This is a genomic window from Candidatus Auribacterota bacterium, from assembly GCA_026392035.1.
In the GTDB taxonomy this organism is placed as follows: domain Bacteria; phylum Auribacterota; class Tritonobacteria; order UBA1439; family UBA1439; genus JAPLCX01.
In genome coordinates this window covers 14,886-38,993 of the sequence record JAPLCX010000026.1, presented here as the reverse complement: position 1 = coordinate 38,993, position 24,108 = coordinate 14,886, and the positions used below count along the sequence as shown (strand labels likewise).

Annotated in this window: 20 protein-coding genes; 10 read left to right on the top strand and 10 right to left on the bottom strand. The window is 58.7% G+C overall.

Going from position 1 to position 24,108, the window contains the following annotated elements; genetic code table 11:
* Nucleotides 1-471: 471 nt before the first annotated feature.
* On the top strand, nucleotides 472-1,785 hold the full coding sequence (locus NTX71_02680; GenBank protein MCX6338810.1) for a radical SAM protein: 1,314 nt from the start codon (nucleotides 472-474) through the stop codon (nucleotides 1,783-1,785).
* Between the two features lie 350 nt (nucleotides 1,786-2,135).
* Here the strand turns inward: NTX71_02680 and mdcA are convergent, their stop codons facing one another.
* From mdcA to NTX71_02630, 10 genes are all read right to left on the bottom strand, one after another.
* On the bottom strand, nucleotides 2,136-3,803 hold the full coding sequence (mdcA, locus tag NTX71_02675; GenBank protein MCX6338809.1) for a malonate decarboxylase subunit alpha: 1,668 nt from the start codon (nucleotides 3,801-3,803) through the stop codon (nucleotides 2,136-2,138).
* A gap of 200 nt (nucleotides 3,804-4,003) precedes the next feature.
* Entirely contained in the window at nucleotides 4,004-5,431 is a 1,428-nt protein-coding gene (locus NTX71_02670; GenBank protein MCX6338808.1) for a DUF1116 domain-containing protein, read from the bottom strand.
* A gap of 78 nt (nucleotides 5,432-5,509) precedes the next feature.
* Entirely contained in the window at nucleotides 5,510-7,051 is a 1,542-nt protein-coding gene (fdrA, locus tag NTX71_02665; GenBank protein MCX6338807.1) for an acyl-CoA synthetase FdrA, read from the bottom strand.
* A 504-nt stretch (nucleotides 7,052-7,555) separates the two neighbouring features.
* Nucleotides 7,556-8,509 carry a hypothetical protein gene (locus NTX71_02660; protein ID MCX6338806.1) on the bottom strand — a complete coding sequence of 318 codons (954 nt, stop codon included), beginning with the start codon at nucleotides 8,507-8,509 and terminating at the stop codon, nucleotides 7,556-7,558.
* A gap of 93 nt (nucleotides 8,510-8,602) precedes the next feature.
* Entirely contained in the window at nucleotides 8,603-10,483 is a 1,881-nt protein-coding gene (locus tag NTX71_02655) for an aldehyde ferredoxin oxidoreductase family protein (protein MCX6338805.1), read from the bottom strand.
* A 186-nt stretch (nucleotides 10,484-10,669) separates the two neighbouring features.
* A complete protein-coding gene (gene mce / locus NTX71_02650) occupies nucleotides 10,670-11,083 on the bottom strand; it encodes a methylmalonyl-CoA epimerase (GenBank protein MCX6338804.1) in 414 nt (137 codons plus the stop codon).
* 75 nt (nucleotides 11,084-11,158) lie between these two features.
* Nucleotides 11,159-12,091 (bottom strand): methylmalonyl Co-A mutase-associated GTPase MeaB, encoded by a 933-nt coding sequence (gene meaB, locus NTX71_02645; GenBank protein MCX6338803.1) that lies wholly within the window; start codon nucleotides 12,089-12,091, stop codon nucleotides 11,159-11,161.
* Nucleotides 12,092-12,185: 94 nt separating this feature from the next.
* Nucleotides 12,186-12,584: a cobalamin B12-binding domain-containing protein gene (locus tag NTX71_02640; GenBank protein ID MCX6338802.1), complete on the bottom strand. Its 399-nt coding sequence runs from the start codon at nucleotides 12,582-12,584 to the stop codon at nucleotides 12,186-12,188.
* Nucleotides 12,581-14,242 (bottom strand): methylmalonyl-CoA mutase family protein, encoded by a 1,662-nt coding sequence (locus NTX71_02635; protein ID MCX6338801.1) that lies wholly within the window; start codon nucleotides 14,240-14,242, stop codon nucleotides 12,581-12,583. Before NTX71_02635 ends, NTX71_02640 begins: the two co-directional genes overlap by 4 nt.
* 147 nt (nucleotides 14,243-14,389) lie before the next feature.
* The gene (locus tag NTX71_02630) at nucleotides 14,390-15,574 is read right to left on the bottom strand and encodes a CoA transferase (protein MCX6338800.1); all 1,185 of its coding nucleotides are present in this window, start codon (nucleotides 15,572-15,574) and stop codon (nucleotides 14,390-14,392) included.
* Nucleotides 15,575-15,872: 298 nt separating this feature from the next.
* Between NTX71_02630 and def the strand changes: the two genes are divergently transcribed.
* The 9 genes from def (at nucleotide 15,873) to NTX71_02585 (ending at nucleotide 24,099) form a co-directional block, all read left to right on the top strand.
* Nucleotides 15,873-16,388 carry a peptide deformylase gene (def, locus tag NTX71_02625; GenBank protein MCX6338799.1) on the top strand — a complete coding sequence of 172 codons (516 nt, stop codon included), beginning with the start codon at nucleotides 15,873-15,875 and terminating at the stop codon, nucleotides 16,386-16,388.
* Nucleotides 16,385-17,356 (top strand): UDP-glucose 4-epimerase GalE, encoded by a 972-nt coding sequence (gene galE, locus NTX71_02620; protein MCX6338798.1) that lies wholly within the window; start codon nucleotides 16,385-16,387, stop codon nucleotides 17,354-17,356. The genes def and galE overlap by 4 nt, the downstream gene beginning before the upstream one ends.
* Before the next feature lie 21 nt (nucleotides 17,357-17,377).
* Nucleotides 17,378-18,316, top strand: coding sequence for a HEAT repeat domain-containing protein (locus NTX71_02615; GenBank protein ID MCX6338797.1), 939 nt, complete (start codon nucleotides 17,378-17,380; stop codon nucleotides 18,314-18,316).
* Nucleotides 18,309-18,596 carry a hypothetical protein gene (locus NTX71_02610; GenBank protein ID MCX6338796.1) on the top strand — a complete coding sequence of 96 codons (288 nt, stop codon included), beginning with the start codon at nucleotides 18,309-18,311 and terminating at the stop codon, nucleotides 18,594-18,596. Before NTX71_02615 ends, NTX71_02610 begins: the two co-directional genes overlap by 8 nt.
* Before the next feature lie 30 nt (nucleotides 18,597-18,626).
* Entirely contained in the window at nucleotides 18,627-19,415 is a 789-nt protein-coding gene (locus tag NTX71_02605) for a DUF1189 family protein (protein ID MCX6338795.1), read from the top strand.
* Entirely contained in the window at nucleotides 19,405-19,917 is a 513-nt protein-coding gene (locus tag NTX71_02600) for a DUF192 domain-containing protein (GenBank protein MCX6338794.1), read from the top strand. The genes NTX71_02605 and NTX71_02600 overlap by 11 nt, the downstream gene beginning before the upstream one ends.
* 18 nt (nucleotides 19,918-19,935) lie before the next feature.
* Nucleotides 19,936-20,874, top strand: a complete 939-nt coding sequence (fmt, locus tag NTX71_02595; protein MCX6338793.1) for a methionyl-tRNA formyltransferase — start codon at nucleotides 19,936-19,938, stop codon at nucleotides 20,872-20,874.
* Between the two features lie 92 nt (nucleotides 20,875-20,966).
* Nucleotides 20,967-22,265, top strand: coding sequence for a 16S rRNA (cytosine(967)-C(5))-methyltransferase RsmB (gene rsmB, locus NTX71_02590; protein MCX6338792.1), 1,299 nt, complete (start codon nucleotides 20,967-20,969; stop codon nucleotides 22,263-22,265).
* A 76-nt stretch (nucleotides 22,266-22,341) separates the two neighbouring features.
* Nucleotides 22,342-24,099 carry a PQQ-binding-like beta-propeller repeat protein gene (locus NTX71_02585; GenBank protein ID MCX6338791.1) on the top strand — a complete coding sequence of 586 codons (1,758 nt, stop codon included), beginning with the start codon at nucleotides 22,342-22,344 and terminating at the stop codon, nucleotides 24,097-24,099.
* The last annotated feature ends 9 nt before the right edge of the window (nucleotides 24,100-24,108 follow it).

The following is a 24,108-nucleotide window of genomic DNA, read 5'->3' as shown; positions in this document are numbered from 1 at the left end:
GTGGCTCTGTGAGGGGAAGAGTACATCTCTTCTAGCCCCCCTCACCCTAACCCTCTCCCCCCAGACATTGGGGGGAGAGGGAACAGTCATGGGGACATTTCTAATTTGGTAAGAAGGGGACATTTCTATTTTGGCTGGACACATATCGCCAGCTTGAGATAAAGAAAAAGTTTGATATACTAAAATTGCGCTGCACCTGATCCCGCAGAGGCGGGACAGGTGAATAAAGTCCCCAGACGTATTAAATATCATGCGTGCTTCGAATATGTTATGGATAAAATATTCTAGCTTTGCGGCATACAAACGCATTGGACGGGTAGGAATATTTAGTTTACAACATTATGCCCGCCTGTGTGATCCATAATACGTCTGCATTTTTGGTACAGTCAGTTGTGGAACCACCCGTTCGACGCCATGCGGCATCGCATGGTGCGCGTGAGGCTTCATTAAACATCTCAGTCCATAGAATATATGAAAGTGCTCTTAATCAATCCCAAAATCAGCGGTAGAGGCCAGGCATCGGTCAAATACATGAACTCCATTCCCCTGGCCTTGCCCACCCTTGCGTCCCTGACGCCTTCAGATGTTGAAGTTGCCATGATTGATGAAAATACTCAAGATATCGATTACGACCAGCCTGCCGATCTCGTCGGTATTACCGTTATGTTGCATGTGGCGCCGCAAGCGAACAGGATAGCCCAGGAATTTCGCAGCCGCGGCGTGCCGGTTATTATGGGGGGATTCTATCCCACCCTATGGCCGGAGAAGGCACTCCCGCATGCAGATGCTATTGCAATCGGCGAGGGGGAACCGTTATGGCATCAGGTGCTGGATGATGCCCGGCGTGGCAGACTCAAGCGACGATATCAAAGCAGCGGCTATATTGACTTGAAAGATATCCCATTCATACATAAAGGAATTGTCCAGCACTTGGACTTTTATCATACGGAAACAAGTCGCGGATGTGCGCACCAATGCGATTATTGTTCCGTGACAAAATTTTACCGTGGCACAGTGCGCCAGCGACCCATCAAAGATGTTGTCGCTCAGGTAGCCGAGTTCGCCGATAAGATGATATTTTTTGTCGATGATAATATTGCGGGGAACCGCATCTATGTCAAAAAATTATTGCGAGAGTTTATCCCGCTCAATATATCCTGGAGTGGTCAGTTTACCCTCGACGGGGCTGCCGATACTGAGTTATTAAAACTAGCGGCCCAAAGCGGCTGTAAGTTTTTATTCTGCGGTATTGAGACATTGAGCGAGGAAGGCCTGAAAGAAGTGAACAAGGGCTGGGCCAATCCAAAGAAATACCGGGAGTGGATCCAGCGCATCCATGACGCCGGGATTGCGGTATACGGCTCGTTCATGTTCGGGTTTGATTCCGACCGCAAGGATGTCTTCAGCAAAACGCTGGAGTTTGCCGAAGAGAACAAGATTGATTTGGCATTGTTTTCAGCCCTGTCCCCCGGCGAAGGATCACACTTGTATCGTAAGCTGGAACAGGAAAACAGGTTGTTTGAGAAAGACCTGTCCAAGTATAACGGGCAGTATGCTACCTTCTATCCCAAACATATGTCTCCTGAGGAACTGGATGAGGGCCTGCGATGGATATGGCGGCAGTTCTATTCAAGGGCGGGGATCAAAAAACGGATTGGTCATTACTTCCCGCGCATAGCACTTGCGAACAAGCCGTTCGAGAGTATTAATTATCGGGAATTTTCGATGGAAGAACTTATGCTGGCATTGAATGTGGCGTTTAAGGTCGCAGTATCAGACTTTTAGAGTCCACCATCCTTAGTGAGGCCTCACCAGCCGCTGCACCTCTCCTGAGAAATCCTTACGCTCTTCGAGCCTCGCAGGCCGCAGTAAAAACCCGAACCTATTAGATATTGTGCGTGATCCGAATATGTTATGAAGAAATTATTCCGCCTTTGCAGCCTGCAGCCGCCTGGGACGGGTAGGAATCTTTAGTGTCCCCATCGGGGATGGTTGAAACCCCTCGCCTTGAGGCGAAGAAATCTTTCCCAAAGTCCCCGAAGGGGACGAGGGAGAAGTATCCCCCGACTAAAGCCGGGGGTCGTTCAGTCTATAACATTATGGACGCCGGCATGATCCGTAATACGTCTGCATCCTTAAACGGGGAGGAAGCGTGCGGGAGGCTTGTAGAGGCCTCCGGAAGCGCTGACCAGATCGGCGATGCTCCTCGCGGCGAGGAGCGAGTGCTGCGCCTCTTCCCTCCTGACGCCGATATCATCCGGACAGAGAACGATGCCCTGCTTCTTGAGTTGCTCCGTTTCCGCATTCTTCTCCTTCCGCCCCACCGGCGTATCCCCGGCAATGGCGCGGATCGCCGCCTGGCGTGTTGAGAGATCCGGGCAGCGGTGCAAAACCGCGATTCCCTTCTCTGTCACGATATGCGTGATCACATCTCCGTAGAGCATAATCGGCGGGAGGGGGAAGAGCTTCTGCTCGAAGAGCTTTTCAGCTTCGAGTTTCTCGACGAAGACCGGGATGCCTTTCTTCTCGCTCTGCGTGGGGGTGATCTGCACCACGAGTTTCCGCCCGCGCGGCAGGCCTCCGACGGCGCGCCTGCGACCCTCGTCCTCGCGCCCCGCCATGAGCCAGGCGCTGCTCGCGTGCCTCCGGCCGCCTGGATTATCGCCGAGGTTGGGCGCCCCGCCGAATCCGGCGATCCGGTTTGTGGTCGCCGTCGAGCTGTTCCCGTTCTCATCGATCTGGAGGGTGAGGCCCACGAACATGTCGCTCGCATAGAGGCCGGCGACCTGCGACAGCAGCCGGTTGGAGCGCATGCTGCCGTCGGGGCCGTTGAAGAAGATGTCGCTCCGCGCCCGGACGTACTCCTCCATGCCGGGCTCGCTGCCGAACGAGTGCACGGTCTCCACAAACCCCGTCTCGATCGCCGGGATCAGGGTGGGGTGAGGGTTGAGGATCCAGTGTGTGCAGGCCTTCCCTTTGAGGCCCAGTGTTTCCCCGTAGGTGGGGAGGAGGAGTTCGATTGCTGCCGTACCATAACCGATACCGTGATTGAGGTTGGTGACCATGTAGGGGAGGTAAATTCCTTTGAGGGCGAGCATCGCCATAAAAATCTGGGCCTCGGTAATCTTCGCGGGGTCACGGGTGAAGAGCGGCTCGATGTACGGAGATGAGCCGCAGGGGATGACGAAGTCCACCTGGTCTCCCGGGATATCCACGCGCGGCAGGGCATCCGTTATCTCGCGCACCTGGGCGATGACGATCCCCTGTTTGAAGGCGGTCGCCTCGGCGATGATCGGCGTCTCCTCCGTGTTGAACCCGGTAAAGAGATTGCCGCGCGCGTCGGCGAGCTCCGCGGCGATGAGGGAGACGCGCGGCGTGCGGTCCACGAAGTAGCGGCCGAAGAGCTCGAGGTAGGTGTGGATCGCCCCGATCTTCACCTTCCCCTCGTTTACGATGCGCGCGAGTTCCTTCGCCTGGGGGCCGGAGAAGGCGAAGTCGAGGTCGCGGGCAATGCCCCGCTCGAAGACGGCGATGTGCTCCGGGAGCGCGACCGAGGACTGGACCATGTGCAGGCTGTTAATCCTGCGCGGGTCGAGGCCCGCGAGAATCCTCGCGAGAAAATCAGCCTGCTTCTGGTTATTGCCCTCTATGGCGACGCGGTCTCCGGGACGTATGACGGCGTAGAGGAGCGCCGCTGCCCTATCTGGGGGGACGACCTTTGAGCCATCCAGCGACAGCGGGCTCGCGGCAGCGACACGCTTTCCTTTATCTCGCGCGAGCGACTGGTAATCCTTCCCTGCCATGGGATTATTCTCCTTAACGGTAAACCACAGATAAACACAAATACGGCATTTTTAGCCGCGGATTACGAAAAATGGGCGGATTAAGATCATTCCAGCAGCCAGCGGCTAGAAACCCTGTTGCCGCCTTAATAATCTGTATTCATCTGTGTTAATCTGTGGTTAAAATTGAAAATCCTGTGTATCTGCGTGCATCCTGTTTCTTATTCCTGTGAATAACTTTTGGCGAACTCTGCCAGGGCGTCTTTGAAACAGGCCATATTCGCCCGAAGTATGCCGGCGCCGATCTGGCCGATCCCCGGGTTCTTGTGAGCCACGCCGGTGTTGATGATCGGGGTGATGCCCGTCTCGACGACCTTCCGTATGTCAACGCCCGCGGGCGTGCCGCGAAAATCGAGCGCGGGGAGCTGGAAGTCCCTGTGGATTCCCCAACAGATCTCGTACATCTCCTTCGTGTAGCGAATCGCGTCCGCGGGCGCGCCTCCGACAAATTTGACAATTGCGGGAGCGCTCGCCATGGCCATGGCGCCGATCGCTGCTGTCTCCGTGATGGTGCTGTCGCCCAGGTCGAGGCAGCCATCCGCAGCACTGTAGCCTGGAAAGTAGAGACCCTGAGGCTCACCCGCGGGAGCGGTGAACCAGCGGTCGGCGAGCCCTGCCACGCGGATGCCAATCTCTACCCCATTCCGGGCCATGGCGTACATGACGGTGCTGTATTCGAGTTTCTTGATGGTGTCCACGGTCGCCTTGGATGCCGCCATGGAAAGGTTGAGGAAGAAGTGGTCGTTGCCGCTGATGAATTGGAAGATCTGTCCGATCGCCTCCTTGTCGAGGTCGGTCGCGAGCAGGTGGGGAGTGATGGCGCGGAGAAAGAGACCCGTCGCAGCCACGTTGCGGTTATGGCACTCGTCCCCCATGATGAGCGCCTGCGCGATCAGGCTCTTGATGTTGATCCCGCCAGCGTGGCGGACGGCCTTGGCGAGGGCGGGGGCGAGTGTCGTCTCCATCCACTTGAGTCTCGTGATGACGTCGGGGGTGTTGGCGCCGAAACGGAGCACCTTGCCCAGGCCCTCGTTGAGTGTGGCGAATGCCTGGTTGCCTTTGGATTTGTTTTCAACGCAGAGTACCCACATCGAGTGAGAGATGACACCGGCCATCGGCCCCACGGCGCCGTGGTGGTGGCACGGTGAAAATTCTATCTCACCGCGCGCGGCGAGTTTCTCAGCCTCCTCGAGCGACGTCGCCTTCCCCTCATAGATCAGGGCTCCTGCGATTGCCCCGCGCATGGGTCCGCACATATTCTCCCATTCGATGGGTGGCCCTGCGTGGAGGATGAGATTCTCTTTCATCCCCGGGATTGCCTCCCGCGCTGGACGGAGGTCGACGAGGACTGGCTGTGCGCCCATCATCATCGTGAGCGCGGTATCGTTTGCTCTGTTGATCTTCTCTCCGAGCGGACGCAGTGAATCGAGCGCCGCGAGCATCTGGGGGTCGCCCCCCGCGGGAGGCCGCCAGTCGACATGGATCACCCCGGCGCCCTGTGCCGCCATGGACTTGGTGAACGACTTTAAGCCCATGCTGATAGCTGAGAGCTTATCCTGCCATAATTCATTAATCCTATTTATGTTCATGACCTGTGCTCCCCTGCAATATCATGTGGTGAAAAATAGAACCGAACCGGCGAATGGGTGAAACGGCGAAACGGCGATTTATCCTTTCACTATGACTCCCGCGAGGCGGGCTGCCTGGGCATTGGTCGGCGCGATGAGCACGCCTGCGCTCTCGAGCGCCGTCTTCTGCCGCGAACGATTCTGCGGGTCGGCGTCGGTGCCGGTTATGGAAGCGACGAATGGGAGCGACCGGCCCTCAGCGCTTGCGATCTTACGAGCCTTCTCGATCGCCGGAACGAGGGCGCCCGCGGGGTCAGGGTGCGAGCCGTAGCCCAGCACGACGTCGATAAGGATCGCGGCGGTCTCCGGGTCTTCGGCCTCCTGCACGATCCGCTCGCACCTGAACGTGAAGTCAATCATGGGGTGCGGCCTGCCGCGGGTGAACTCGTCATCGCCGAGATCTACGAGGCAGTGTCCCACGCTCTTCTTCGAGTCTTTGAGCTTCAACTCAGGTTTCAACGGCGTATTGGAATAACAGTCTCCGACCACCCCCTGAAGGATCAGCAGCGCCTCGTCTGCGAGCGTCCCACCGGAATAGAGGCCGCGGATATATTTTTGCCTTGGGTTCAATGTCTTCCTTGCCTCTTTCGCCTGCGATTGGAGTTCGGGGTGGATTCCGGACGGGGTGCACTTCTTCCCCCTCAGGGCGGCGACCGCCATGAGGGCTGCTCCCTCGATCGTGGGTGAGAATTGGAGGCCGCGCTTCGCGGCCTCCGACGGGTCACCCTTCAAGAAGTTCACGATGACGGGTTTCGCGCAGGATTGAGCCCTGTCCAGTATTTTCCGTGCGACCGCCGGGGCGGGAGGTTTTGAAATGAGCACGATCAGTTTCGTATCGGCGTGCGCGTCGAGCGCCTCCAGTCCCATGAGCATGCTGATGCCGCCCACCTCCTCCTTAAGGTCACGGCCGCCCAGCCCGATGGCGTGGGTGATGCCGTGCTCCATGTTGGAGATGATGCAGCTCACCTCCTGGATGCCGGTTCCCGACGCGCCGACGATCCCCACCGGCCCGCGGTTGACCACGTTCGCGAACCCGAGAGCGACGCCGCCGATGATCGCTGTCCCGCAGTCGGGCCCCATGACGATGAGACCGAGGTCCCGGGCTTTTCTCTTGAGGGCAATCTCGTCCGCGAGGGTCACATTGTCGCTGAAAATCATCACGTGAAGGCCCTTGTCGAGCGCCGCCTCAGCCTCGCGGCGGGCGTAGGCGCCGGGGAGGGAAATGAAAAGGAGCTTTGCCCCCGGGCAGAGTTCGAGGGCGCGCGCGAGCGAGCGCGGCGGCGCCTCATCGGCGGCTCCGGACGCTTCCTCGCGGCGGGTGAGGAGATCCTCCATCGCTGAGGCGGCCTTCCGTATCGCCGCGTCATCACGGGCTTCGACCGCGATGACGAGGTCCATCGGCCCGGCGGCGCGCCCGGCATCGTCCAGGAGTCCGGATGCGTTCATGAGCTCTTTGTTCGCATCCGTCCCCATCATTGCCGAAACCTCTTTCACGCCGGCACCGCCTTTTGTCCGCGCGGAAATGGACATGAGCATGATAGAATCGACGTAGCGATTTTTTACCACAATATTCTTCAGCACGGTGTGCCCCACATGAGTGGTCTCTTTACGCGGTGAGTATAAGTCATGCCAGACAGCGCCGCAAGTGGAAAAGGAGTGTTTAGGTAATCGGGGGCACTAATTCACTTCAAGCAGTGTTTTTATCCACGGATTTACATGGATTGTAACCACAGCAAAAAGTTTAAGGTATACAACAAGAGTCAATGGGGACACTCTTTATAATTAGCTCTATGGCAAGCAAATAGGGGCTAATTAAATATCAAATCTTGAAGCAAAAGAAAATCTCTTTTGGGTGTTTAAAGAGAATGCAGTGTTATAAATTCGCACTTAATTGCTTGGTGGCAAATATATTACAAAGAGTGTCCCTTTTACTACCTCATTACAAGCTATATTCCCACACTGCTGTGCCATTATCGCCAACCAACAATACCTCTCCTTTGCCCTTTTTGCACCCATTCACGCAAAAGCCTCTGTTAGCCTTGAGAGTTTCCTGATAAATGAGCTTCCCCTCGGGAGAGAAAATGCTCACAGAGTTACCCACTTAGTATGCCCCACGACCGCGAGGTAAGGCTGCTCTTTTTCGCCAAACCTCACGGCCACTCCCTCCGGCCCGTGAGATAACCAGAAGTCTGTCAGCATCTGATCGAATATGGTGTTCCCATCGAGGTCAATCAGGACTATCTTCCACCTGTGGAACCCTTCTACCCCGATTAAGATATTCGGACCCGAAGGCCAGTTGACGATGTCAAAATGGCTAAAATGGTACGCGGGCGTGAATCTTCTTACTAAGTCGCCATTGAAATCAAACATTTGAAACTCTTTTCTATGCGTGAGGGCGACGAGAAGAGACTTTTCGCGATGTGGATCATCGACTATATTGATGTCCGAGATCCAGGTATCGCTGATTTTCTTAACGACCTTCCCTTTCGGATCCAATTGGTAGAGTCCTTTGCGGTCGGCCGCGTAGAATTCGATAGCGCCGTCTTTGTTTAGGTCTCCGTAGATCAATTTGTTAGTGGTGTGTCGCCCTGGATTGGGTTGGAAGATCCAGAGCGGGTTCCCTTTGTCATCGAGGAGCCCCACATCGCTGAATCCGCCTCCGCCCCTCATTATTTCAAATGTCCCATCGCCATCTACATCAACAAGCTCGGGGTTTATGCCGGGTATGCCGAGCGGACTCTTCTTAGTTGTAAAATTAATAGCGAAAGAGAGATTCTTGCTGATCCGGTAATTCTCACAAGAGAGCATTGTTATCCTGGTCGAACCCAGTATGGCAATCTCATTGCCGGTTTTCGGAGAAAAATTTACCACCTGGATTTTATTGACTCGTCCGGGAAGGCCTCCGGGAATACCGCCGGTAAGCACAGGATTTTTCTTGATCTGCCCCAAATCCACTTTGACGCCGGGGTTATTTCCCCAGAAGAGCCAGCCGATGAGCAGTGGAAATGAAAGGTATACCATGACAAGTAAGTTCATCATAGGAAATGTTCCCTCCTGTACCCCAATGTGGTTTTGGTAGTTGATTGATGCGTTCCCGGTGGGAAGCCTAATAGATATTTCATTATGGAAACCCTACATTTTTGTGACGGCCTTCTCAATCAAATGGTATTCCTGTTCAAGTCCGAAGCGGGCCGCGGTCGCTTGTGTGGGGATCCCATCCTTATCCCAGCCGCGGAGCGCGTAGAGTTCGGAGACCATCTTGTCCACATCGGGCAGGACGCCCTTCGCCCCCCCACTCGGGCGCGCGTGAGTCGCGAGGCGCGGCGGGAGTTTGTCGTCCTTCCTCCGTATCCCGAGCCGCACGTTGTACATCCGCTTCAGGTTGATGAGTCGCTCGGAAATGTGGAGCAGGTCATGCATCGTGATGTCCCATCCCGCGACGTAGTTGAGCCAGCCGGTTATCCACTGCGGACCGACCCTCCCCAGGAATAAAAACTTACAGAGGCCGAGGGGATTGAAGAGGCCCTGAAAATTCTGCGTGTCATAGCAGATCTTCCCCTTCCCCTCGTTCGAGTGGGGATCGGGCGGCGTCGTGTAGCCCATGTCGGCGAGCGGGACGCCGCGGCCCAGGAAATAACTCAGCGCCTCGAGGTGGCACGCGCCGCGGTTTCCCGTGGCGTAGTTCGCCGCCATGCAGGTGAAGGCGCGGGGATCGTGGTAGGGGTACTCGAGGCCCTTGGTGTGGACCGCCCATTGTTCTGACCCGTGGCCCAGTTTCTCCGCTGCCTGTTTCACCCCCTGTCCGAGGAGCGTGGCCAGCGTACCGCTGCGGTTGCCGATGCGGCCGACCAGCTCGACCATGGCGGGGGCGTTCCCCCAGGTGAGCTCAAGCCCGTCCGTGTCATTTGTACTGATGACCCCCTTCTCGTAGCACTCAATGGCGAAGGCGACCGCGCCGCCGCAGGAGATGGTGTCCATCCCGAGCCGGTTGCACGTCTCGTTCGCCGCCATGATGGCCTCGTAGTCGTCAATCAGGCACATCGACCCGAAGGCGGCGAGCGTCTCGTATTCCGGCGCGTGGCCGAAGAGCGGCGCGTAGGGGCCTGAGTCAAGCTTGATAATCTTTGCGCAGCGGATGGGGCAGCCGAAGCATGCGTAGTGGCGCTCGAGTGTTTTGGGGATGAACGTCTGCCCGCAGATCTTCGTCGCCTGCTCCTTCCAGCTCCCCTCATACCAATTTTTGATGGGGAGGTCGCCATGGAGCTCCACCGCCTCGACGCCGCCCGCGGTGGAGAAATCGGTGAGGCCCTTGGCTGCCTCAAGGATTTTGGGTATCTGCTCCTTGAGGGCGGCCTTCAGGCCCTCAGGGTCTTTCACAGGAAGCTTCTTATTCCCGCGGACCACGACCGCCTTGAGTTTCTTCGAACCCATCACTGTCCCCATGCCGCAGCGGCCGGCGGCGCGGGCGATGTGGCCGTCGAACATAATCGAGGCGAAGAGGACACCCTTCTCGCCGGAGGGACCTATCGCGGCGACGATTGCCTTCTCATCTGTCTCCGCTTTTAGACGTGTGCTTGTCTCGAATGTGTCAAGCCCCCAGAGGTGCGATGCGTCGCGGATTTCAACCCTTTCTTCGTTCACCCACAGGTAGACAGGTTTTGGTGAGGCCCCCGTGAAGATGACGCCGTCCCAGCCGGTCGCGTTGAACTGCTGGTGGAAGTGCCCCCCCGCTGCGGATTCTCCCCAGATGCCAGTGAGGGGGGAGCGGGCGCAGACGTTGAACTTGCTGTCGCCGGGGAGCACGAGGCCGTTAAACAGGCCGCGGATGAAAATGAGGGAGTTCTCAGGGGCAAGGGGATCGAGCCTGATATCCAGCTCGTCATACAGCAGCTTGGCAGCCAGGCCGCTGCCGAGAAGATATTTCCTGAATCGATCCTCAGGGATTGATCGCTGGCCTATCTTCCCGGTCGTGAGATCAACGGTGAGCAGTGTGCCCCAGAAACCGTAGCCCATTGCGATGAGCACCTCCTGAATAGTTCTCTCGAACTGTCAGAGTAACATTATAAGGCAAAATTTAATGTAGTCCACCGCTTTAGCGGTGGAGAATAGGCCACGGCTAAAGCCGCGGACTACTGTGCGACTGCCTGCCACGGCTAAAGCCGTGGACTACAGAGGGCGAACTTTATGTAGTCCATCGCTTTAGCGATGGCTTTGAATCGGCTGGCAGAGTTCGATGAGGACCTTGCCGGTAGAGGAGGGGTGGAGGAAGGCGATTTCGTACTCGTCGCCGCGCCGCGTCGGTGTCTCGTTGATAAGCTTGATTCCGGACGATGTCGCCCTCTGGATGTCGCGGCGTATATCATCAGTGCTCAGGGCAATGTGGTGGATCCCCTCGCCCCTTTTTTCGATGAATTTCGAGATCGGGCTGTCTGGGCCGAGCGCCTCGACGAGCTCGATCTTTACCTCGCCGATCCGTATCATCGCCACGCGCACCTTCTGCTCCGGCACCTTCTCGATGCGGATGTTTTTGAGACCGAGGAGGTCACGGTAGAGGGGGAGTGAATCCTCAATCTTCCTGACGGCAATCCCGATATGGTCGATTTTAACAATCATAGTTCACAAGCTCCGGTTGAGGGTTGAGAGTTGCGGATTTATCTCAAAGATGAGCGGTCATGGAACGCGCAGTCCTCATCCCAGCCTACTGACAATTTCCTCCGCAAGAGAATAGGGATCGGTGGAGCCTCGCATGAGTTGTTCGGCGTACTGTTCCAGCTCGGAATCCTCCGGGAGCCGCGCCCGCGCAGTTTCGTAGAGCCTCCTGCATATGATGTCCCGGAGCTGACTTTTGGCGGTCTCCCTCTTTTTCCTGGAGAGGATGCCGGTCGATTCCATGACCCGCCGGTGCGACTCAATTGCGCCGATGAGCTCATCGATCCCTTTCCCATCACGCGCGACCGTTCTCACGACGGGAACCCGCCACGCGGGCGCAGGTTTCATGGCAATGATCATCTCGATTGATTTCGACGCGTGCTCCGCATCGGGGAAATCAGCCTTGTTCATGACGACGATGTCGGCGATCTCGATCACTCCCGCCTTGAGTGCCTGGATCTTGTCTCCCGCGGCGGGTGTGCAGACGAGGATGGTCGTGTACGCCAGGCGCGCCACCTCGACCTCGCTCTGCCCGACGCCGACGGTCTCCACGATGACGGGATCGCAGCCATACGCTTCGAGGATGCGGACGGCCTCAGCGGTCGCCTGGCTCAGCCCTCCGGGCCAGTTGCGGTTCGCCATGCTGCGAATAAAAACATTACTGTCCGTGGCGTGCCGCTGCATGCGGATGCGGTCGCCGAGGACGGCCCCCCCACTGAAAGGGCTGGAGGGGTCGACGGCGAGCACGCCGATCGTGAGCCCCTGTGAGCGGTAGTGCACGATGAGCTGGTCGGCGAGCGTGCTCTTGCCGGAGCCGGGCGGGCCGGTGATGCCGATGAGGTAAGACGTGCCGGTGTGAGGGTAGAGTTTTTTCAATTCCACGGCGGCGCGTGGGTCGCCGTCCTCAATTAGGCTTAGGAGGCGGCTTGCCGCGCGGGGATCGTGGTTGAGTACTTCTCTGGCAAGATTCACGATATACCGGATTCTATCCCTGTACAGTCATCCCCGGCGGTCAGCACGGACACGGTGTCTGGACTCTTGCTCCCGCAGGAATGACGCCTCGATATCAGTGGACACTTTTTGTGATGAACGCAACAATATCCGAAAGCATCGTACCCGGCCCGAAGATTTCCGCGATGCCTGCCTCCTTCAGTGCGGGGATATCTTCTTCAGGGATGATGCCGCCGCCAAAAACCAGGATATCGGGCGCCCCCTCCGCCCTGAGAAGCTCGACGACTCTCGGAAACAGCCTGTTGTGCGCACCGGAGAGGCAGCTCAGGCAAACCACGCGGACGTCCTCCTGGATCGCCGTGTTCGCGATCTGCTCCGGTGTCTGGCGGATGCCGGTGTAGATCACCTCCATCCCGGCGTCCCGCAGGGCGTGGGCGATCACGATGGCGCCGCGGTCGTGGCCGTCGAGGCCCGGCTTGGCGATGAGAACCCTGATCGGCGTATTCCTTTTCATAGTGTCGTCACCGGCCGGTATTCGCCGAAGACCGCCCTCAGCCGGTCGCAGATCTCTCCCACGGTTGCGTATGATTTTACCGCGGCGAGCATCGGCGGCATGAGATTATCCGCGCCGCGCGCAGCGTGCTCAACCGCATCCAGGGCCCGCGTGACCGCAGCCCTGTCCCTGGATGCCTTCAGCTTCGCGAGCGTGCGGCGCTGCTTCTCTTCTGTTTCGGGCGTGACGCGCAAGAGGGCGCCGTGGCCCTCGATGTCAGAGGCGTACCGGTTGAGGCCGACCACGATCTGCTCCGTGCGCTCGACCCTCTTCTGGTACTCATAGGCGCTCGTCTGGATCTCGCGCTGGATGTAGCCGTTCTCGATCGCCTTGAGTGCGCCCCCCATCGAGTCAATCTCCTTGAGGTACGCGCGCGCCTCCTGTTCAACCCGGTTGGTGAGATGCTCCACGTAGTAGGACCCTCCGAGCGGATCGACGGTTTCGGCGACACCGCTCTCATCGGCGATAATCTGCTGCGTTCGCAGTGCGGTGCGAACAGACTCCTCCGTCGGGAGGCACAGGGCTTCGTCGCGCGAATTGGTGTGCAGGCTCTGGGCACCGCCGAGGACCGCGGCGAGCGCCTGGATCGTGATGCGCACGATGTTGTTGTCAGGCTGCTGGGCGGTGAGTGTGGAGCCGCCGGTTTGCGCGTGGAAGCGGAGCATGAGCGAGCGCGGGTCGCCTGCGCTAAACCGCTCGCGCATGATCCTCGCCCACATCCTCCGTGCCGCGCGGAACTTGGCGACTTCCTCGAAGAGATTGTTGTGGGCATTGAAGAAGAATGAAATCCGCGGTGCGAAGGCATCCACCTCAAGGCCCGCAGCGATTGCCGCTTCGACGTACGCGATCCCATCAGCGAGGGTGAAGGCGAGCTCCTGCACGGCGGTGGCCCCCGCCTCGCGCATGTGGTAGCCGCTCACGCTTATCGCATTCCAACGGGGGATTTCGCGGCTGCAGAAAGAGAGTATGTCCGTGGTGATGCGCATCGCCGGCCGCGGCGGAAATATATAGGTGCCGCGGGCGACGTACTCCTTCAGGATGTCGTTCTGGATGGTCCCCCTCAGGAGGGCGCGTCGGACGCCCTCCTTCTCGGCGAGGGCGATGTACATGGCCACGAGGATGGCGGCGGTCGAGTTGATGGTCATGGAGGTGCTCACCCTGTCCAGCGGAATTCCCCTGAACAGGGTTTCCATGTCCTCGAGGGAATCGATGGCGACACCAACCCTCCCTACCTCTCCCTCGGCGAGGGGGTGGTCGCTGTCGTAGCCGATCTGCGTGGGGAGATCGAACGCAATGGAGAGGCCGGTCTGCCCCTGATCGAGAAGGTAGCGGTACCGTGCATTCGATTCCTCCGCGGTTCCGAACCCCGCATACTGGCGCATGGTCCACAGGCGACTCCTGTACATGGTGGGCTGCACGCCGCGGGTGAACGGAAACTCGCCCGGGAATCCGAGGTCGCTCACATAGTCGAGGCCGGCAACATCTTCGGGGGTGTAGATGAGATCGACGGGTATGCCTGAGGATGTGGTGAAGGTCGGCTTCCGCTCGCCGATTTTCGCGCGGGCTCCTCGTACCGCGCCCTGCCAGTTGGCCTTTGCGCCGGTGATGTCGTTGTGCATGGCCTCCTCCGCTCCCACGCATTATACATAATCCGCGGCGGGCGATTCTTTAAAAAAGTGGCGGGGATCGCGCGCCGTCGGTCGTGGGGGGTATTTTCAGTGCCTTCAGCGGTCAAAGGAATGTAGCCGCAACTTGCTCTGCGTGGATCAGATAACCCCGCCTGCCCTCATGGCCTGGATATCAGCACCCGAATAGCCGAGGCTTTCGAGCACGGCGTCGGTGTGCTCGCCGAGGCAGGGTGGGGGATTTTTTATCTCCCCCGGTGTTTCGGAAAGCTTTATGGGGATTCCCGTCTGTTTGATATTCCCGAGGGTGCGGTGATCCACCGTGGCCACCATCTCCCTCGCGAGTGTCTGCGGCTGGGTGAGGGCTTCCTCGACGGAGAGGATCGGGCCTGAGGGGATTCCACCCTCTTCGAAGAGTTTGAGCCAGTGCGCGCTCTCCCTCTTGCCGATCTCCTCCTGGATGATCGGGAAGAGGCGATCGCGGTGCTGCACGCGACTGGGGTTTGTTGAATAATCGGGATGATCCCGGAGCTTTTCGAGGCCGAGGAGCGCGCAGAACTTCTGCCAGAGCCGGTCATTGCCAACAGCGACAGTGAGGTAGCGGTCCCGCGCCTTGAATGTCTCATAGGGGCAGATGGTGGGGTGCTGGTTCCCTTTCCGCGCGGGCGATACGCCGGTCATGAAGTAGATCCCCGCCTGAAAGCTGAGGAGCGCGATCTGACAATCGAACATGCCGACGTCCACCAGCTGCCCCCTCCCCGTTTTCTCTCGCGCATAGAGCGCGAGCAAAATCCCCTGGAGCGCGTAGAGGCCTGCAGTGAGGTCTGCCTGTGAGACCCCGACCTTGTAGGGTGGGCCTCCCGCGTCGCCGGTGAGGCTCATGATTCCACCGAGACCCTGGATGGCGAGATCGTAGCCCGATTTCGCTGACCACGGCCCCGTCTGGCCGAAGCCGGAGACGGATGCGTAGACGAGGCGCGGGTTGATCTTCGAGACGGTTTCGTAGTCGAAACCGAGCTTCTTGAGCGTCCCCGGGCGGAAGTTCTCAACGAGAATGTCTGAGCGTTGTATCAACCGACGGATGATTTCCTTGCCGTTGTCCGACTTCATGTCGAGTGTGATGCTCTTCTTGTTGCGGTTGATGCTGAGAAAATAGGCGCTCTCGCCTTTTTCGAATGGCGGGCCGAACGCGCGCGTGTCGTCGCCCTTCCCGGGCTGCTCGATCTTGATGACGTCGGCTCCCATATCCGCGAGGATCATCGTGCAGAAAGGCCCCGCGAGAACGCGGGTCAGATCGAGAACCTTGATGCCTGCAAGGGGTTGCATACCGTACTCCTTCCTCTATCCCAGGGTGGTGTCACGCGTGAACACAGAGCGAGCCGCCGCCCTGGAGGGGGGCCGCGCTGCGCCCTGCGTGTCCAGCCGATGGCCGGGATTGACAAGGACACAGGTTGGATTGATTATGATAAATGTCATGTGGTCGGGCAAGGGAATAAATATGCATAGGCTGCATGTGTGCGCGGCGCGCGGAGCACTCTGGGTATCGTGGCAGGGGCATCGCGGCATTTACTCAGGTGGGAGAAAATGATATAGTAACTGGGCGAACTGGAGAAGGATTTTATAAATGCGTCTAGATATATATCTTTTTGGCGATGAGGTGCTGAGGAAACGAGCGTCAGAGATCGCCGACATCACTCCTGAGATCGCGCGTTTGGCGGAGAATATGCTGGAGACGATGTACTACCATGAAGGGCTCGGTCTGGCAGCTCCCCAGGTCGGCGTGCCCCTGAGGCTCACCGTGATGGATATCCCCCGGGATGGCAGCGGCAAGATCGTGCTCATCAACCCGGTGATCCGCGAGATCGGCGGGAAACAGGCGATGGAGGAAGGCTGCCTGAGTTTCCCTGACATCGTGGTTTCTGTCGAGCGGGCGACGGAGCTCACGGTTGAGTTCACCAATCTCTCCGGGAAGCGGAAGGAGAAAAAGATGACCGGCGTGGCGGCACAGGCTGTCCAGCATGAAATCGACCATCTGGACGGCGTATTGCTCATAGACAGGATGAGCGTGGCGCGCCGCACGTTGCTCTCGGGGCGTTTGAGGAAATTGCGCACACGTGGAGAGAAGGGGGAGCGGCGATGAGGGTTCTGGTAACGGGCGGGGCGGGGTATATAGGGAGCGTCACGATTGCCGAGCTCCTCGCGCGCGGGCACGACGTCACCGTCTATGACAATCTGGAGAAGGGGCATCGCGATGCCGTTCCTCCTGGTGCCCGCCTGATCGCGGACGACCTGGCGCGCGGAGCACGCATTGAAGAGACGCTCAGGAAATTCAAAATCGAGGCGGTGATCCACTTCGCGGGATACAGCCTGGTCGGGGAATCGGTGGAGCACCCGGCGCGGTATTTTATCAATAACATCTGCAACGGGCTCAACCTGCTTGAAGCGATGCGGGAGGCGGGGACCGGTCGTATCGTATTTTCGTCCTCTGCGGCGGTCTACGGCACGCCGGAGCGGGTTCCGATAGGGGAGGATCAGCCTGCCAGGCCAATCAACCCCTACGGCGAATCCAAGCTCTATTTCGAAAAAATCCTGCACCGCTACCACCGAGCCTATGGCATGGACTGTGTTTCGCTCAGGTACTTCAATGCGGCGGGCGCGAGCGAAGCGCACGGCGAGGATCACGACCCGGAGACCCACCTCATCCCCTCGGTGCTCAAGGTCGCCCTGGGGCAGGCGGAGCGCGTGAAGGTGTTCGGGAGCGACTATGCGACCGGCGATGGCACGTGTGTGCGCGACTACATCCATGTGAGCGATCTGGCTGAGGCGCATGTCATCGCGCTCGGCTGCCGCGGGGAGTACGTCTATAACCTCGGAGATGGGAAGGGCTATTCGGTCCGCGAGGTTATCGAGACCGCGAGAAGAGTTACCGGGAGGACGATCAGGGAGGATATGGCCCCCCGGAGACCAGGCGATCCGGCAGTGCTGATTGCGGGACCTGAGAAGATACAGCGCGAGCTGGGATGGGCGCCCCGCCGGGTGAGGATCGAAGAGATCATTGAGAGCGCGTGGGAGTGGATGCGGAAATTTCCGGATGGATATAAAAAGTAGCAGTAAGGATTAAGCCATCAGATGATGCTCCTGCTAAGTTGCGTACTCGCGCTGATCGTTCAAAATAGTGCCCCGGATTATATGAGCCGCCGATTGATCAGCGCGGAACAGGCGCAATCCTATCAGCTAAAATGCTGGCATATACTCGCTTCTCCGCATGAAGATGCCTGGAAGGATCTGGAGTGGGCATATCGAGAAAAATCCAGCTCTTGGAAAGAGAATTATGCGATATCTTTTTATGACGCCCTTGCATCTCTAAAAGACAAAAGAGCAATCCCTGTGTTGCAGCGGGGACTGAAAGACAGCAGTCCCCACGTCAGGATGGCATTGGCGTACGGGTTGGCAAGACTCGGTGAGTCTTCCGGGATAGCGGTGCTTAGGGAATCCCTGTGTGGCAAAGATGAGGATATGCGCGTATATGCGGCACGCGATCTTTGCAGGGTACATGATCCGAAAGGGATTGAGGCACTTGCAGGAATTGCCCTGTCTGAAGCTGATGAGATGTATTCCCCTCGGGCACAGCAGATCAGCAGTCAAATGACATTCAAGGGAGTTGCGGGCAACGATGAAGATTCGAAATCCGCGGTGAGATTACATGCTGCCGATATGCGCAAGGCAAGCGCTGCGGGCTACCTTTTTCATGAAGGCGAGAAAAAGGATGCAGCTCGCCGTGTTCTTATAGATATGCTCAAAAGCCCCAACTGGCAGATAAGGAATGTCGCTTTCGACTTTCTGGCGCGCGGCGGCGATTTTTCGGGAATTGAGATAATTAAAAAAGACCTCACCGAGGCAGATGAGGAGTATCGGTTCCAAACCGCGGAGACATTGCTGCAATTTGGGGACAAATCAGGAATGCCGGTAATTATGGACGTAATTGAAGAGCAAAAGAGAAAGCATGAGGTTCGCTGCTGCCTGTTGTCTCTTGTGCATCGGAGACCGCTCGGGGTGGAAATTGGTTGAACCACAACTCAAGAGAGACAAGCAATGGATCCTCTGGAAATTCGCTGTTGCGAAATGCAATTGTATCATTCCTTGCCTTCGTGATCTCCTTTCCGGCAATTCTGCTGAGGAGATAGCAAGGGGGTTAAGCCTGGCGATCGATCTGGATGACGATGAGGTGGTCAAGTGCATCGCACCATTACTGAGTAAGGATAAATGTAAGGAAGCCGCGGCCGTGAGTGTCCTGTACCTTTTGAGGAAACGGGAAAAAGATATCTGGTCGCCCAGGTTTTTGTTCTGATAGGCTCAATGATGTGAGAGAGGAGATGAGGTGAACAGAAGGTTCGGCAAATTTTTTTCTGATCTGTGGAAAAGCGCATCCGATCTGCGGTTCTATCAGGAGGTTGCCGCGCTGCCGTTCGGCGCAGCGTTTCGCCATCTCCTCACGGTAGCGGGGTTCTTTGGCACGGTCCTCGCGGTGATTGCAGTCGTGCAGTTGATTTTCCTGAACAACCTCTTGCTCTGGTGCCGCGACAATCTCCCCCCGGTGACGATCCTCGACGGGGAGGCGCGGGCGGAAGTGGCGCAGCCGCATCTGGTCGAGCGAAGGGTAGGCGACAAGGCAAATTTTGCGGTGATCATTGACACCACGGGAAAAACAGATCGTGTGGATCCGAGGTATAGCGGGGGGGTCCTCATCAAGAGGAGAGCGATTGTATTCAAACTGGGTGAGACTTCTATCGAGCGTAACTTCGGGGAGATGAGAAACCTCTCGATAGACAGGAACTATTTCAGCGGGCTCACGGTTGGTTACACGAAAATGGCGTTCTACATCGCGGGCCTGTACGGGGCTCTGGTGCTTGTCCTGTTCGCGCAGTCGGCAGCCGCCGCGCTCATCGGGAAGGTGGTGGCGTTGCTGCGCGGTTCGAGGCGTTCATTCCGCGCGATCCTCCAGATGAGTATCTATGCGCTCGCGCTCGCCGTGTGCGTGCTGTTCTTTGTGCTGTTCATGGGGATCGGGCTGCAGCCGCGGTGCGTGCTCGCGCTCTACGTGTTCATACACCTCGCCTTTCTCATCGGTGCCGTTTTGACCTCGGGAGGAGACGAAATTGCTGCATAGGTCGCGCGGAGCTATCCTGTCGTGCGCGCTCATCCTTGCCCTCGTGTCGTGCAGCGATGAGCCCCCGCGCCTCAGGCTTGAAAAGGCGAGGCTCCGCGCCAAGGGGAAGACAATCATCGCGGAGCTTGCCAGGAAGCCCGAGGAGCAGGCCCGCGGCTTGATGTATCGGAGATCCCTCGGCGGCAGTGAGGGGATGCTCTTTGTGTACAATTCACCCGTGATGGTGAGTTTCTGGATGAAGAATACGCGTATCCCGTTGAGCATCGCGTTCATGGACGGGAGCGGGAGGATAATCCACATAGAACAGATGCAGCCGTACGACCCTGTCACCCGCCATCCATCACCCCAGCCATTTCAGTACGCCCTCGAGATGAATCAAGGCTGGTTTGAGAGGAATGGAGTGGGAGTGGGGGATATAGTAGAAATCCCAAATCCCAAATCCCAAAGCAGAGAAGAAAATAGCCGTTTTCTTGGGATCCGGGATTCGGGGTCTGGGATTTAGCCGGAGAGGAGATTTTTCGTGAGAATCGTATTTATGGGAACGCCGGAGTTCGCGCTGCCAAGCCTCAACGCGCTCGCGCAGGGCGGGCAGGATGTTCTCGCCGTGGTCACCCAGGAGGACAGACCGAGGGGCAGAAGCCTCGTGCTCTCTCCCCCGCCGGTGAAATGGCGCGCCCTTGAGCTCGGCCTCATGGTGTTGCAGCCGCAGAGGCTCACGGACGTCCGGTTCATGAATCAGATTGCGGATATCAATCCCGACCTGATCGCGGTCGTGGCGTACGGCAGCTTTCTCCCCCGGGGGCTCTGGGAGCTCCCCCCACGCGGGACAATCAATCTCCATCCGTCGCTGTTGCCGAAATACCGTGGGGCGGCGCCCATCCCGCGCGCGATTCTCAGCGGGGAGCGTGAGACGGGTAGCACGATTGTGTATGTCGGAGAAGAGATGGACGCGGGGGACATTATCGCTCAGGAAACAGTGTCAATCCCCCCGACAGCCACCTGCGAGAGTTTGAGTATCCAGTTAGCGGAGGCGGGGAGCAGGCTCTTGCTCAAGGCGGTGCGCGATATCGAGGGAGGGGGCGTGACCGGCAGGCCACAGGACAGTGCGCGGGCGACATTCGCTCCCAAGGTGAGCAAGTCTGAAGGTCTCATTGACTGGCGTTCGTCCGCAATCGAGCTCGCGCGCCGGGTGAGGGCGTTCTATCCATGGCCTGGTGCCTACACCCACCTGCTGTCCCATGGCAATACGACGCTCCTCAAGGTGCTCGATGCCGACCTGGATAGGGGAGGGGCAGGGGAGCCCGGGGTGATCACCCGCTGTGATGATCGGGGCATCCATGTCGGCACGGGGAGGGGATCTCTTATCCTCAGGCAGGTACAGCCGGCGGGGAAGAAGCGCATGGCCGCTGCGCAATTCGTGGCGGGCCGCCGCGGCCTTGTGGGGACGAAACTGGGATAGCTTTAAGCAGTAAGCATTTAGCTCTAAGAATTAAGCATGAGGCTTACAACTTATAGCTTACGGCTTAGTGCTGATTATTAATCCTGACTACTATGACTGCGCGCGAGGCTGCGTTCAGGGTGCTGCGGGGTGCGCTCAGGTCTGATGTGTTTGTCTCTGAGCTGCTCGACCGTGAATTCAGGTTATCCGCGCTTCCGCTGGAGGACCGGCGGTTGGCGACGGAGCTCGCCTACGGCTGTTTGAGGAGGAGGGGGACACTTGACGCGGTCATCGAGCGGTGCGCGGGCAGGGGGATGCGGGAGATTACGCCCGGCATCGACGACATTTTAAGACTTGGAGTGTATCAGCTCCTGTACCTCGATCGCGTCCCTGCCTACGCGGCGGTGGACGAGACGGTGGAACTGGCCAAGCGCTTTGGCCCCAAGGGATCAGAAAAGTTCGTCAATGCGGTGTTGCGGAGGGCGCAACGGAGCCAGCGGGAAATCGCGCCGCTCGCGGGAGAGGGATCTCCCGCGTCCTCCCTCGCGGCCGCTCACTCCCATCCGCTGTGGCTGGTGGAGCGCTGGCTCGCGCGATGGGGGAGGGTTGAGGTAGAGGCGCTCTGTGTCGCAAACAACACGGCGCCCCCCTTCACCGTGAGGGTTAATAGAGTACGGATCAGCCGCGATGAGCTCATGACAAGGCTCGCACGGGAGAGCGCCCGCGCGGTTCCCCATGGCGGCCATCCGCTCGCGCTTGACATTGAGGAGCTGCCGTGCCCCCTGAGAGATCTTGCCTCGTTCCGCGAAGGGTTGTTCCAGGTGCAGGATGTTTCCGGGATGCGCGTGGTCGATCTCCTGGGGCCTCGGGCCCGGGAGCGGATCGCCGACCTCTGTGCGGGGCCGGGCGGCAAGGCGACTGGCATCGCTGAGGCGATGGGTGATGAGGGCGAGGTCATCTGCGTGGAGCTGAGGGGGAGAAAAGCGGGCATGATATCCGAAAATGCGAAACGCCTTGGATTGAACTGCATCACGGTGGTCATCGGTGACGCGCTGAGGGCGGGGACATCCATCGACACGCAGCCCGTGGACCGCGTGCTCGTCGACGCGCCATGTTCGAACACGGGAGTGCTCAGGCGCAGGCCCGAGGCGCGGTGGCGCGTGAGCGAGAACGACATCGGTAGGCTCGCGGGGCGGCAGGTGGCACTGCTCACCGCGGGCGCGGCGGTGGTGCGTCGGGGTGGGATTCTTGTGTACAGCACCTGCAGCATCGAGCCAGAGGAGAATGAGAAGGTGGTCGAGCGGTTCCTTCAGGAATTCCCCGCCTTCGGTATTGAGGATCAAATCAGTCTCTATCCCCACAGGAGCGGATGCGACGGCGGTTACGCGGCGAGGCTGGTAAGGAACCGGTAGAGGGCGTGGGGCGGACAGGGGCACTGCAATTGTAAAATTGATGCCGTGAGCATCCCTGATGTCGTCGAGAGGTGCCATGTCAGAAGAGACGGTGCGAATGAGATTCGGCATGTGCGTGCTGATGTTTTCCTTTGCGGCGCGGGCCTGGAGCTCCGGCCCTGAAGCGCGCGCGCTCTCCCGTGCGGGAATGGAGGGGGGGGGCGGAGAAGGGGAGATACCCGACGCCGTGGATGTCATCTGGCAATTCCAGGCGAGGGGCCCCGTGAATAGTTCGCCGGTTATATCGGACGGCAGGGCGTATATCGCGGCGGGTGACGGATGCCTCTACTGCATGGATGCAGAGACGGGGGATCAGGTCTGGAGGTTCCGTGCGCGGCACAGAGATCTGGGCACACCCGCGGTCGCGGAGGGGAAGATTTTCTTTACCTCGAGCCTTATTGAAGTGAAACAGGTGGGGAGGGAGAGTCAGGTCGAGGAGAAGGGGGTGCTCTACTGCCTCGATGAGGCGAGCGGGAAGGAGATGTGGAGGAAGCGGTTTCCGGAGCGGATACTCGCGACGCCGCTCGTCGCGGAAGGGCGCGTCTACCTCGGGAGGATGGATAGAAGATTTTCCTGCGTCAATAGCGAAGACGGAAAAGACATCTGGGATGTTCCCTTTCGCGGCGACATCATTTCATCAGCCGCGCTGGTCGACGACAGGATCGTTTTCGGATGCGAGGATGGCAATGTCTACTGCCTCGAGGCCGAGACCGGCCGCAGGCTCTGGAAGAGCGATCTGAAATCAGCCGTGAGCGCCTCACCGGCGGTGAGCGGGGAGAGGATATTTGCTGGTGTGAAGGACGGGAAAATGCACTGCATCGACGCCCGCATGGGAAAGTCGCTCTGGCATGCGAAGACCGATAAAGCGATCAGGGCTACCGCCGCCATTGAGGGGGAGCGGGTGGTTCTCGGTTCGATGGACGGCAATATGTACTGCTGGGCGGCGGGGAGCGGTCAACGACTCTGGACGTTCAGAACGGCAGGGGCGGTGGCGAGCTCCGCCTGTGTCTCACAGGGGAGGCTCGTGGTGGGGGGGATTGATGGATATCTCTACTGCATTGACATGGCAAAGGGCAGGCTGGTCTGGAAGTTCAAGGCGCGAGGGAAGATAGCCTCATCGCCCACCCTCTCGGGTAGGGCGATCTACTTCGGTTCCGATGACGGTTCTGTGTATTGCGTGGGCCCCGCGCGCGTGGTGGAGAAAAAAGAGAGAACGCCGCTGAGCATGGACCAGGAGCAGTTTGACAAAACCCTCGCACGGGTTAAGGCATTGATAGACGAGGGTCATTACCCGGACGCGGTGGTTGTGTGCAGGGGGCTGGTTGAGGCCCGTGAGGACTCCGCGCCCGCGCGCATGCATCTGGGGCGCGGCCTGGAGGCGACTGGTGAAATCGCCCTCGCCGAGCGCGAGTACAAGCTCGCAGTTCAACTGCGGCCGCGGGACGCGGTGTGCCGCAACACCCTCGGGAGATACCTCGCGCGGCTGGGGAGAGTCAGGGAGGCAATGCGTGAATTCGACTGCGCGAAAGATTTTGCGCCCGCTGATCCAGAAGCCTACAGCAATTCAGCAAAACTCTACCTGACGGAAGGGAAGACCGGGGATGCCGAAAAGCAGTTCCGGCTCGCGATCGAGCGCCGGAAGGACGATCCGGACGCGCTGCTCGGCCTCGCGGAGATTTCGATGGGGAAGATGGAGTTCGAAAAGGCACGGCCGCTCCTCGAACGCTGCCTCCAGGTGAGTCCGGGGAACGCGCGGGCGCGCGAGCTCCTTGGGCAGATGGAGCGCGGCAGATAGCATTGAGGG

Excerpts from the sequence above, each read along its gene's own strand:
- NTX71_02585 (MCX6338791.1), top strand. The coding sequence starts at position 22,342 with ATGTCAGAAGAGACGGTGCGAATGAGATTCGGCATGTGCGTGCTGATG.
- NTX71_02635 (MCX6338801.1), bottom strand. The coding sequence starts at position 14,242 with ATGCACAACGACATCACCGGCGCAAAGGCCAACTGGCAGGGCGCGGTA.
- def (MCX6338799.1), top strand. The coding sequence starts at position 15,873 with ATGCGTCTAGATATATATCTTTTTGGCGATGAGGTGCTGAGGAAACGA.
- mce (MCX6338804.1), bottom strand. The coding sequence starts at position 11,083 with ATGATTGTTAAAATCGACCATATCGGGATTGCCGTCAGGAAGATTGAG.
- NTX71_02615 (MCX6338797.1), top strand. The coding sequence starts at position 17,378 with ATGATGCTCCTGCTAAGTTGCGTACTCGCGCTGATCGTTCAAAATAGT.
- NTX71_02660 (MCX6338806.1), bottom strand. The coding sequence starts at position 8,509 with ATGATGAACTTACTTGTCATGGTATACCTTTCATTTCCACTGCTCATC.
- rsmB (MCX6338792.1), top strand. The coding sequence starts at position 20,967 with ATGACTGCGCGCGAGGCTGCGTTCAGGGTGCTGCGGGGTGCGCTCAGG.
- mdcA (MCX6338809.1), bottom strand. The coding sequence starts at position 3,803 with ATGGCAGGGAAGGATTACCAGTCGCTCGCGCGAGATAAAGGAAAGCGT.
- galE (MCX6338798.1), top strand. The coding sequence starts at position 16,385 with ATGAGGGTTCTGGTAACGGGCGGGGCGGGGTATATAGGGAGCGTCACG.
- NTX71_02680 (MCX6338810.1), top strand. The coding sequence starts at position 472 with ATGAAAGTGCTCTTAATCAATCCCAAAATCAGCGGTAGAGGCCAGGCA.
- NTX71_02640 (MCX6338802.1), bottom strand. The coding sequence starts at position 12,584 with ATGAAAAGGAATACGCCGATCAGGGTTCTCATCGCCAAGCCGGGCCTC.
- NTX71_02655 (MCX6338805.1), bottom strand. The coding sequence starts at position 10,483 with ATGGGCTACGGTTTCTGGGGCACACTGCTCACCGTTGATCTCACGACC.
- NTX71_02630 (MCX6338800.1), bottom strand. The coding sequence starts at position 15,574 with ATGCAACCCCTTGCAGGCATCAAGGTTCTCGATCTGACCCGCGTTCTC.
- NTX71_02670 (MCX6338808.1), bottom strand. The coding sequence starts at position 5,431 with ATGAACATAAATAGGATTAATGAATTATGGCAGGATAAGCTCTCAGCT.